The organism is Paenibacillus sp. EB106-04-04-XG159, from assembly GCF_058791835.1.
Genome location: NZ_JBYTDY010000006.1, coordinates 254,260 through 265,383, shown reverse-complemented (window position 1 = coordinate 265,383; position 11,124 = coordinate 254,260). Strand labels below are relative to the sequence as shown.

Below are 11,124 nucleotides of genomic sequence, written 5' to 3'. Positions count from 1 at the left end.
AACCCAGTGGTGATCTTTTAAGTATAAAAGAAAAGCTCATCCCCGATGAACTGGGATGAGCTTAATATACCAACACCGTATCTACGCTACAGGCTAACGAAAGATTTAACAAAACATCTAAAAATATATAGAGGGGACTTTCAATGAAGGTCAAAAAACAAATAAGAGATTTAATCTATGTGAATAGTAACATCGAAGAAAAATGTTTTATTTCATATGGAATAGAGTTTCGTGAATTTATGAGTTCAGTAGAAAGTCCGCCAGAAAACTTAATATTACTAAAACACAATTTTGATAATACAACTTATAATGCTCATACCCGATTTGATTATGTAACAAAGAATGAGATCAATCAATTAATTAATGACAATGTATATGCTTATGGTGATTTTTGCTGGGTTGATTTTTTTAGTGAAGAAAATCTTAATAAACACACAAAAGATGAAGTTGCAGAGCTATTATTTTTTGGACATATGTCAACACCGTTGAAGAAACTACCTATGGCTAGATTTGCATATTATGCACACGACGACGGTTGGTACAACAAACTATTTGTAAGTAACCTAGAAGATTATAATGTGCTATTGTCAAAAGTAATAACAAATAAATTGCGTGTATTTACAGGTTGGGATACAAAAGAAATCTCAGATGAATTGGTTAGAGCGCTAATTGAACGAGCTAGAAATGGTTTGCTTTTGAACTTTAGAGGGATTGTAAAAACTAGTACACAATTGAGATTGCCTTTAATTGAGATTGGACGATTTACAGACATGGATAAGCTTTACGAGCTTTATAAGAGCTACAAAAATTATTATATTTGGCTTGAATACTCACAGGAAACCTGGAGATTAATCGATGAGGGTTAAAAAAATTATCAGAAATGACTGTAATTATTAAATACTAAACACAGATGAGGAAGTGTTAATATGTCAGACCAGTGGGATATTTATTTAACTCAATCAGACAATGACAACGTATTTGTCAGACTAGATTTAGGGATCAAGGATAGTGTGCCCATATCCGGCGCGGACAAGCTAGTACAAGTTAGTATACAAATCAAGAGTTTATTTTCAAAGAAGTTGGATTTTGAACTGCTTCGTAAAATTGAGGATGAAATTGATAGTGCATTGACAGAAAATGATTTTTTAATTGGTGTTATCACAGTAGCAGAGACAAGAACATTTTATATTTATACCAATCAAGAAAAGAACTTATTTAATACGGTCGAAAGAATTCTTTCAAAACATAGAAAACAAACTAGTAACATTACAATTGTAGATGACCCTGAATGGAGTTTTTATTTAGAAACCCTTTATCCAGATATTTATGAATATCAATGGATGCAAGATAGACATGTTGTTGAGCAATTGAAGGCAAATAACGATGATCAGCAAGTCCCTCGAGAGATAAATCATTGGCTTTATTTTAGTGATGTTGCAAGTAGGGAGAGCTTCAAAAATAAACTAGATCGTGATGTCTATAAGATTATTGAAGAAAGAGCAGTTGAAGAAGAAACGGATAATCCGTATCAACTTGTAATTTTACACGAGAGTACTACTGAACTTGAAACTATTTATCAATATACAACAGATCTAATTCAGAAATCACTTGAAGTTGGTGGGGATTATGATGGATGGGAAACCCACGTGATTAAGAGTAAGTAATTCAATGAAGCCAGTCACTTCTGATAACACCATGTTCAGGCTTCGGTCATTCGGCCCTTGGTCCGGCAGAAGTTAGATGAGGATTCGGGGATGCAATAAACAGTAGCAAGGAAACAGATTCGGCCGGGCACATTCGTACCGACTAAGCGCATCGCGCCCGGCTCCTTCGTCGCTTTAAGTCTGTGGGACGTCGTGAACAGATAAACGTTATATGAAATCCCAGCTAAAGAAAATAAAAAATGAGGGTTGAATTCAATGGAGAAAACTATGCTTCTCATAGGCGATGTTATAATTGTTGATTCCAGGATTACTTTGCCAATTGAAATAATTCCGCACCATATTTTTAGAAGAGCAAATGAAGAAGAGATCTCAAATTTAAAAAGAAGACTTGGAGATAACTATACTCAATTCGTGCAAATTCATTATGAACACGAATTATTTGATGGAAAGTTTGTTAAATTAATTGAAGAAGAATATCGGTATTCAGTTATTGATTTTTCCGGTGAGAGTACAAGAGCAGATCATGATCTTGTTTTAGCAATGTTGCTTGCTGATTCCGATCTTAATGTATTAATAGAAATAATAAGTGGGACCGGCGCATTACAATTGCAATATAAAGTTCATAATTTTATTCAGGACAACATTCTTGTCTTAAAACCGAAAAAGATAACACATGAAGATTTTGAAGAGATTAGGTGGTTGTATTATTTAATAAACGAATTTAGAAAAAGCAATGCAGAGGGGAAATATAGTGAGATTAACAAAGCGCTAGAAGACCTTTATAGATTAAATGTGGTGCCCAAGAGTTCACCGTTCTATATAGTTAGTATGATGTCAATTATTGAAAGTTTGGTCACCCATAATCCTGGTGACAATGGTCCTACGATTACTCATCAATTAAAAAACAAGCTACTTTTACTGAACAATAGATTCTGCACATCAATTAGTCAGGAGTTTGAATTTGAAATTGCTTTTGATAAGTTGATAGCAAAACTATATAAATATCGTAGCAATATTGCTCATGGATCAGATGCAAATTTTACTGGTGAATTACAAGTATTAAAGAATAAAGAATACGCTACCGAACTCATCTATTCCCTTTTAAAGAAAATAATAATTCAAGCGCTACAAGAACCTCAATTAATTAACGACCTTCGAAACTGTTAGTGAAATTTTGTGAAGGTAGCTCAATAATGGCTGGGACATCTTATAACACCGTTTCTAAGTTGCGGTTCCTGATGGAGCCTTGGTCTGCAAGAGGCGACTCGTGGAAGTAACTCAGTAGACAACCCTGCGAGGCTAAGTCCGTCGGACCCAGTTGAATACGCTCCCTTAAGAATATCAGGTTCGTAGATACAAAAACGTTATATGAAATATCCGCGATAAATCTGTGAATAATCACCAATGAATGATAAAGTAATTATCTGGGAGGGATAACATGGAGCTTGATTTCCAAACACAAATGTTAGTTGCTGCAACAACTGAAAGTGTTAAGCAGCCAGTGCAAATTATAATAAATTCATGGCTGAAACCAAAAATAGAGAAGTATTTTGCAAAAAGAAAATTAGACAATAATCTTGCTGAAATAACAAGTGATTTGTTTTTGGACTACTTAAGTAGATCATATGAACAAAACAAATCTATTAGTATATTGGCCATTGGAAATCAGCAGGTACATATCGACGAAGTATACCAACCCTTAACAATAAAAAAGGGGGAATTCAACAGAATTGAAAAATATAAGGTGGAAGCCTTTCCTGAAGAGTTAGCTTCGAAATATAAAAGGATATTAATAGAAGATCAAGCCGGTATGGGTAAGTCAACACTTATGAAAAAGATGTTCGTGTCTGCTATAGAAAATAATCTTGGTATTCCTGTGTTTCTTGAATTAAGAAAATTAAATTCAGGTATCAATATTCTGGATTATATTATTGACACAGTGAATTCTATCAATGAAGAGTATAATAAGAATTATGATAAGGAACTCTTATTTGAGTTGATTAAGAGGGGGGATTTTTTATTCTTCCTGGATGGTTATGATGAGATTTCATTCAATATTAAAAATGAAGTAACAGAAAATCTTAAAAGTTTTATCTCAAAAACAAGTAATAATATTTTCTTTTTAACATCACGACCGGACCAATCCTTGTCCAGTTTTAGTGAATTTCAGACATTTGAAATTAATAACTTGAATAAGGAAGAAGCATATAGTCTTTTTCAAAAGTATGACTATAAAACAGGATATGATATTGCCACTTCATTAACAAATCAGATTATCGACTCACTAGAATCAGGATCGTTTAAGGATCTTGTATCCTTTCTAGGCAACCCTTTATTAGTCTCATTCATATATATAACTTACAAGCATAAAAGAAACATCCCTTCTAATAAGGATGATTTTTATCGAAAAGTATATGATGCATTGTATGAGGATCATGATTATTCTAAAGATGGTTTCAACAGAGGGAAGTATTGTAAACTTTCAAAAGAAAAATTCCATAAGTTCTTGAGAAAGCTCGGGTTTCTTTGTCTAATAGAGAATAAGAACGACTATAGTAAAGATAAACTAGTTAGTCTAATTGATGAGGCAAAAGATACTTCTTACGTAGGGGAAGTCGATTCTTCCGATATTTTTCAAGATTTAATGGAAACAGTTCCTTTATTTGCACGAGATGGTCTTAGCTTTAAGTGGGCACATAAGTCATTTATGGAATATTTCTCGGCATGTTATATCTTCATGGATAAAGCACAGCATAAAGATGAAATACTACAGCAAATGTTCAATAGTGATAATTTTGATATATACGAGAATTTACTCAACATTTACTATGATTTGGATCAAGAAACTTTTGATAAAATTCTTCTGTTACCTGTTTTTATTGATTTTCTTGATTACATGGGAGATATCAAAAAGTTAACTAAGAACCAATTAACATTGAAGAGTTTATTGTACAATCAAATCTTTTACCTAGAAACTAATACGAAGTTACATGTTTTTCGTGGCGAGGATAGCTCATCAAAAGAAGATCTTGAGAGAAAAATATTCGAAGAAATCTCTATTGAAATTAATTCGCAAGAGAAGCTATTTAACTTAGGGATTTTATTAAGATATAAAAATTACAATGAAAATAGGGATACATTTGTCTGTGAAGCTATTTTGTCGCCAAAGCCCAATTATATTAAGAGTCTTAAAATATTACTAAAAAAAGACTCCCCAATTATTAGTAAGATTACAGATCATGCGTATAAGCATTATAGAAAGAGTAGAATAATTTCTTGCTATGACGATACAAGTATCATGGAAAGTAGAAGGGTAAAAGCAAATATTGAATTCGTGTTAAACTTTGTTCTTCAAGATAGATTTTATCTAAACATTGAAGAAGTAAGAAAATATAAGAGAAGAATAGATGAACATCTAAAATTAAAAGAATCAGATATTGTACAAATACTATAGATCTTCGCCATGGCCTCTACAATGAATTAATAGAGGCTTTTTTGTAAATTCGGAAATTTCAGAGATGGTGGATACATCATATAACAATGTGTTCACGCTTTAGGCTATTCGCCCCTCGGTCCGCCTGAGGCATTTCGGGGAAATGAAATCAGGCAGACATACCTGCGAGGCAACTGCGCAAGCGCAGCCGGCGATTTCGTTCTCGTGGGCCTTTAGGTAGCTTAAACACACGAATGTTAGACGAAACCACGTAGACATATTATTTATGGGGAGAATTCTATGAAAGAGAAAAAACGCTATCTCCATAACTCAATCTGGATATTATGCTGTATTGCTTTAGTTGGATATTACATTTTATCAAGAGAAACAAAATCTATAGTACAAGCCAAAGTCATTGCAGTAAATAATCATCAAGTAGTGATTGAAAGGTTAGACGGTCAGAAAGTAGTTTTAAAAATTGATGATGAGGCTGAACTAACGAAGATGGATAAATACGATAGTAATAAAATATATTGGGTGTCTTATGCAACAAACGTGGTGTTCAAAAAAACAAAATTGAAATTTATTGACGTGTATTAGAGACTAAACATGCAGGTTACAGGTATCGAAGAATATTTAATCAAATACTCATTGTAATCATTGCGAGGCTAAGTCCGTCGGACCCGTCACTATGCGCTTTAAGCCTCTCGGGTCCATAGATACATAAACGTTATAGGAAATCAGTGCAAAGTACATCAAGAAAGAAGGAATTCCTATGAATAAGGATAATTCTAGAAAATACTTAGTGATTATCCTTCACGAAATCTATGGATTAAATGATCATATAAACTTTTTTAGTGATGTGATGATCAAGGAAGGTTTTGATGTACTTTGTCCAAATCTAATAGATCGAGAATCATTTTCTTATGACCAAGAAGATAAAGCATATCATTATTTTATGAATGAAATTGGATTTACTAGAGCATTAAATGAGGTATTAAATATAGTAAATCTAAATAGAGAGAAGTATGATCATATCTTTATTATTGGATTTAGTATAGGTGCGACAATTGCATGGATGAGCAGCGAGTATGGGGTTGATGGAATTGTTGGATTTTATGGATCGAGAATTAGAAATCATGTAGAGATAGAACCAAGTTGCGCTACTTTATTGTTTTTTGCAAGGCATGAGAAATCATTTTGTGTATTGGATTTAGAAGAAAAACTAAGAACTAAGAAGAACACATCTGTAGAAATTATAGAAGCCGAACATGGATTTATGAATCCTTATTACAGCACATATAACTCCAAAGAGCACATGGAATGTATAAAGAAATGTAAAGCTTTTCTTAAACAAATCGAAATGCTAATACTAAATTAAAATTAACCATATAAAGGAAGTTGTGCTAATGACGATGGGGAAAATAAATGTTTATGAAGCAACTAAAAATATCAATGAGTATACCAATTTCGTAGTTGGTGAAGTAAATGATCATGTTGTTCGAGCTGCAGTAATAGATGGAGAATTTCATTGGCACAAACATGATAATTGTGATGAATTATTTATAGTGCTAGAGGGAGAATTAATTATAGATTTTGAAGACAACTCAGTCTCCCTAAATGCAGGAGATATTTATACAGTTAAGGCAAATGTATTACATCGTACTCGTTCAAACGGAAGAACAGTAAACCTATGTTTCGAGAAAGCAGAGAATAATATTAATGGTAACTAATGAATATTTATGGAGATCGTCAGTATTCAAATAGCGATCCCGAATCCAGCCTAGCAAAAGCGGTCAACTGTTTCACGGAAGGGAACCTTTTTATGTCTCCAATCTCGGAGAGAATAACAGCTGCAGTAATGAGGCCTACACCTGGAATGGATCAGGAGGTATTACTGCTGATCGATGACCTTTATTTGCAGCCGCATTATGCGGCATTGCTGCCGGATGAGTAGAAGTGAGCGGTAAGAAGCCATAATTTAGCCCGCAAGTATGGCCATGAAAAAAGCGTCCCTTCCATGATGGAAAGAACGCTTTAGGAACTTTGTTATTTTCATAAATAATAGTTGGTCATCGCCTGATCGCTAGCCAGAACGGCCTCACTGTCAAGCTTCTTCTTCAGGTAAGCCTTGTCCGATGAAATGAAGATGCTCATGATCAAATCGACGACGAACAGGAATGTGATGTGGTTGGACATCAGCGCGCTGTTATTGACCGATATCTTATCCGGCACGATGATGTTCACGTCCGCATTCTCCGTAATGGGTGACGAATCGTAACAGGTGATCGCAATCGTCTTGACCTGGTGAACCTGTGCGATCGCTACCGTCTCCACGATTTCCTTCGTCGAGCCGGAGCGGGAGAATGCCACAACCGCGTCCTCTTTGCTGCACTGTGCGGCGGCGATTTTCATGGCGCGGCTGTCATTGATCGCTTCGGCCATGATGCCGATAAGGGACAAGCGGTTCTTCAAGGCGATAGCGGCCAGATAAGAATCGAACATGCCGATAATATAGATGCGCCGGGCTTTCTTCAGAATGTCCACCACTAGGCGGAGCTGTTCCTCGGTGACAAGCGCTGATGTATTGACAATCAGTTCGTTATAATCGAGCGCAAGCGCATCGATCGGATTGATTTCCCGTCTTTCTTTCTTTTTGGCTTGCATATCCCGATAGAAGGCGTCTTGGGCGAAGGCGATTTTGAAATCGTTGAAGCCCTTGAATCCGACCTTTTTACAGAAGCGGTTGATACTTGTCTCCGATACGCCGATTTCATTGGCAATGGCCGTAATCGTGTTGCGCGTAATAAAATCCGGATTGTGTATAACGAAATTGGCGATCTGATTTTCACCATATGTCAATTTCTGCGATTGGGATACGATCTTGGCGATGACGGCCGGAACCTGTGAAGACATGATACCTCCTCCTGATCTAACGCTGGAAATGACTACCCCGGCGTGTCTGGCAATAGCTTTTCCCATTATATCATACTGAGGTGAGGTATTGAGAGTGCGTCATATCCATGATTTACAAGTTTTGATCTGCTCCATAAAATCTTCAGTCGCAAGCTGTTGCTCCCCGACCAAATAGGCATAGTCCAGCAAGTTTGGGAGGCAGGGAAGTCCCAGCAACTCTTTGCAGAAGGCATGCGCAGCGATCTCACAGCACTGCACTACGCTTGATTTTCTCGTATATGGCCCTAGCTTAAAAACATCGATCCGCTCAAACTTTTCATTCGTAAAAATCTGCTCCCGGTACTCCAGCCAGTGATAGAACTCATGAGCCAGATGAATATCGATTAGGAGGTCGAGATCCGCTGCGCTGCCGCTGGACCTTTCGCCTAGGATTTCTTGGCATACCGTCCGCATTCCTTTGAGCGAGGAGGCGTACAGAATAATTTCCGGCGGTGTCTTGGAGAAATCGATCTGTGCGCGGAAGGAGACGTTATGAAATTTGCCAGAAGCCTCCGTGATCTCATAACGAAGTCCGGCGTCCCTGCACATGTCGCGAATGCCGAGGCCTTTGTAAGTCGTAGCCGCCAAGCGTCCGGCCTGAAGCGACTCATGAACGTAATACGGAATTTTCTCTGGCGGTATTTTATGAAACAATGGGTCTTGGCGCAGCTCCATACAACCTAAGACTTCATCGGACAGATCGCACAGCGAGTTCGGTAAAAGAGTTTGAACCGGCATTCGAACGCCCCCTTGCTAATTCAGTAAAATCAATCTCTAACGAAACTAGGTATCCTATTACTGATAAGCCACAACCAGCATTTCATCCTCTGCTGTGAGCATCTCGGTTTCAATTTCAAGGATGGACAGCAGTTGCTCTTTGGTCTGCATGCCGGTTAAGTCCAGCATCTTCTCCTTATAAAAGAGGAACACCTTCGGAATCGTGGCATTGGCATCGGAATAAATGGTGTTATCGTCCAGAAATGAGCTTAGCGCTTCCGGCGCGGATTTGCTCAGCTTCGTAAAGTGCACATTGGTCTTCTTGAAGCGGACGACGCCTTCGCGGTCGAGAACGCTGACAGAGCTGGATTTCTTTTTTAACAGGCCAAAAAAAGATTTCTTCACATTCTCGCTGACGAATAGGCTCCAGCGCCCGGTCTGCGCGGCGAGTGTCGTCGATTCTAGCGGCTGGTCGATAGAGCTGGCAGCAACGGTCCTCATTTCTTCCACCGACATTGCTTCCTGTGTCAGATCCTTGGAGCGCAGCTCGGTGGAGCCAGTCGCCATGGCGCGGAGAATATTCTTCTGGCTGTCGATCTCGATGCTGACTTCGACCGTTTCCTCGGAAGCGCCAGACTGTACGATACGCTCGATGATGTCGGCGCGGATGCGCTTGATATCCTCCTCGGTCGGATTGACGACCGTCCGCTCTAGCTGTTCTTTGACCATGGCCAGTGCTACGCCGATCGTGGAGACATAAGGCGCATTGTTGGCGATTTGCGACTTGAAGCCTTCGCGCTCCGCCATTGCCGGGACGAGCACCGCACCGCTGCCACCACCGCCAACCAGCGTGACGAAGCTGCGGTCGAGCTCATAGTCCTCGATCATCTCGTTGACGGTCTTCATCGTCTTATCGATGGCGATATTCATAACCTGTCTGGCGGCTTCCTCTACGCTTAGTCCAACATGATCGGCCAGCGCCTTCCAGGATTTCAGCGCCGCTTCCTTGTTTCCTCTGGCATAATCGTCCTCGGGAATATAATTCAGAATGTTGGCCGCTCCGGATAATGTATACGAGAATTCTTTGCCTCCGGCGCATTCGCAGATGACGTATTCGACAGGGTCGCCCTCGCGGGGGCTGATGAATTTCACCTTCGGATCGACAATGTTATCTGTCGAGGTGAAGGCTTCGTACTCTTTACCGGCGATATGCGCGCTTCGCGGTCCGACATCGGTAATTCTTCCACCTGCTACCTTGATCATGCTGCCGCCGGCGATGCCGAGCGTGCGCACATCCAAGGATTGCAGGTAGGTGCGGTGGCCGCCGACCTCGGCATTCTTGATCATTACCTTGCCGTTCTTGATCACGGAGATGTCGACACTGGTTCCGCCGACCTCGAAGAAGATACCGTCGGAAATCTTCTCGTACATCAACGCCCCGGCAACGCCCGCGGCAAGACCGGATAGCATCGTCAGAATCGGGCGCTTGCGTACCTCGTCAATGCTCATGACACCACCATCGCAGCGCATAATCATGAGTTGGGACTGGATGTTGGCATCCTTGACGGACTTCTCGGTCATATTAGCGGTCTCCATCATTTTCGGAATGAGGGAGGCGTTAATGACGGCTGTTCGTGTCCGTGTCTTCAAACCGTAGAGTTGGCTGATCTCATGTCCGCCCGTGGCGTATAGGCCCTTGCGGTTGGCAAGATCAACGACGCGCAGCTCATTGGTTGGATCATCCACGCTGTACGCTTCGGAGGCGACGATCACCTCGGCGCCCTGGGCCGCCAACTCGTCGATGGCACTGTTGATCTGCTCATCGGTCATGCTCTTGGAATCCAGATACGTATGAAAAGTGTGCAGGAACTTGCCCGGTGCTAGCTCGATATCGCCCGGATTGGATTCGGAGCGGGCGCTGAGCCCGTCGATGCCGGAGCCCATACCGATGATGCCGATCCGCGCCACGTCTCCTTCGAGCAGGGCGTTGGTAGCCTGCGTTGTTCCGTGGGCGATGAAGGTAACGTCTTCGGGCTGGATACCTCTGCTGTCCAGAATTCGCTTTAGTATTTGTACAATCCCTTTGGCCACGCCGTCCGGGTCATGGTGGGTAGTTGGGATTTTCATTTTCTCAATGACTTCGAATGTTTCGTTGTCGATCAGTGCCGCATCGGTAAACGTACCGCCGACGTCAATGCCGACCCTAACTTTCGTTCTCCCCATAATGTTCTCCTCCAGTTGGCGGGTCAAGGACCTTCTGCTCGAGCCTGTGTAGGCTCTTTGCAGGGTCCTTGTGCCCGGTTTTATCTATAAAGGTAATTCAAAAAGTCCACTTTTGATCACGAAGTAAATCAT

The 11,124-nt window shown here is 40.1% G+C and carries 10 protein-coding genes and 1 pseudogene; 7 read left to right on the top strand and 4 right to left on the bottom strand.

The features are described 5' to 3' along the window. The first annotated feature begins 143 nt into the window (after nucleotides 1-143). The 7 genes from AC3WTP_RS10225 to AC3WTP_RS10195 all read left to right on the top strand — a co-directional run bounded on the left by AC3WTP_RS10225 (nucleotide 144) and on the right by AC3WTP_RS10195 (nucleotide 6,830). Nucleotides 144-866: a hypothetical protein gene (locus tag AC3WTP_RS10225; protein WP_492394486.1), complete on the top strand. Its 723-nt coding sequence runs from the start codon at nucleotides 144-146 to the stop codon at nucleotides 864-866. A 60-nt stretch (nucleotides 867-926) separates the two neighbouring features. Further along, entirely contained in the window at nucleotides 927-1,664 is a 738-nt protein-coding gene (locus AC3WTP_RS10220; protein ID WP_492394485.1) for a DUF695 domain-containing protein, read from the top strand. Between the two features lie 255 nt (nucleotides 1,665-1,919). Continuing rightward, nucleotides 1,920-2,831 (top strand): hypothetical protein, encoded by a 912-nt coding sequence (locus tag AC3WTP_RS10215; RefSeq protein WP_492394484.1) that lies wholly within the window; start codon nucleotides 1,920-1,922, stop codon nucleotides 2,829-2,831. Nucleotides 2,832-3,102: 271 nt separating this feature from the next. Next, entirely contained in the window at nucleotides 3,103-5,118 is a 2,016-nt protein-coding gene (locus tag AC3WTP_RS10210) for an NACHT domain-containing protein (RefSeq protein WP_492394483.1), read from the top strand. A gap of 279 nt (nucleotides 5,119-5,397) precedes the next feature. Next, complete coding sequence (locus tag AC3WTP_RS10205; RefSeq protein WP_492394482.1) at nucleotides 5,398-5,697, top strand: hypothetical protein; 300 nt, start codon at nucleotides 5,398-5,400, stop codon at nucleotides 5,695-5,697. A gap of 175 nt (nucleotides 5,698-5,872) precedes the next feature. After that, entirely contained in the window at nucleotides 5,873-6,478 is a 606-nt protein-coding gene (locus AC3WTP_RS10200; RefSeq protein WP_492394481.1) for a dienelactone hydrolase family protein, read from the top strand. Between the two features lie 34 nt (nucleotides 6,479-6,512). Then, nucleotides 6,513-6,830: a cupin domain-containing protein gene (locus tag AC3WTP_RS10195; RefSeq protein ID WP_492394504.1), complete on the top strand. Its 318-nt coding sequence runs from the start codon at nucleotides 6,513-6,515 to the stop codon at nucleotides 6,828-6,830. Nucleotides 6,831-6,882: 52 nt separating this feature from the next. Here the strand turns inward: AC3WTP_RS10195 and AC3WTP_RS10190 are convergent. The 4 genes and pseudogenes from AC3WTP_RS10190 to AC3WTP_RS10175 all read right to left on the bottom strand — a co-directional run. Further along, nucleotides 6,883-6,978 (bottom strand): annotated as a pseudogene (locus AC3WTP_RS10190) (transposase); the annotation flags it as partial. A 174-nt stretch (nucleotides 6,979-7,152) separates the two neighbouring features. Beyond that, entirely contained in the window at nucleotides 7,153-8,013 is an 861-nt protein-coding gene (locus tag AC3WTP_RS10185; RefSeq protein ID WP_492394480.1) for a MurR/RpiR family transcriptional regulator, read from the bottom strand. Nucleotides 8,014-8,112: 99 nt separating this feature from the next. Next, nucleotides 8,113-8,790, bottom strand: a complete 678-nt coding sequence (locus AC3WTP_RS10180; RefSeq protein WP_492394479.1) for a hypothetical protein — start codon at nucleotides 8,788-8,790, stop codon at nucleotides 8,113-8,115. Nucleotides 8,791-8,847: 57 nt separating this feature from the next. Continuing rightward, a complete protein-coding gene (locus AC3WTP_RS10175) occupies nucleotides 8,848-10,992 on the bottom strand; it encodes a hydantoinase/oxoprolinase family protein (protein WP_492394478.1) in 2,145 nt (714 codons plus the stop codon). Nucleotides 10,993-11,124 lie beyond the last annotated feature (132 nt).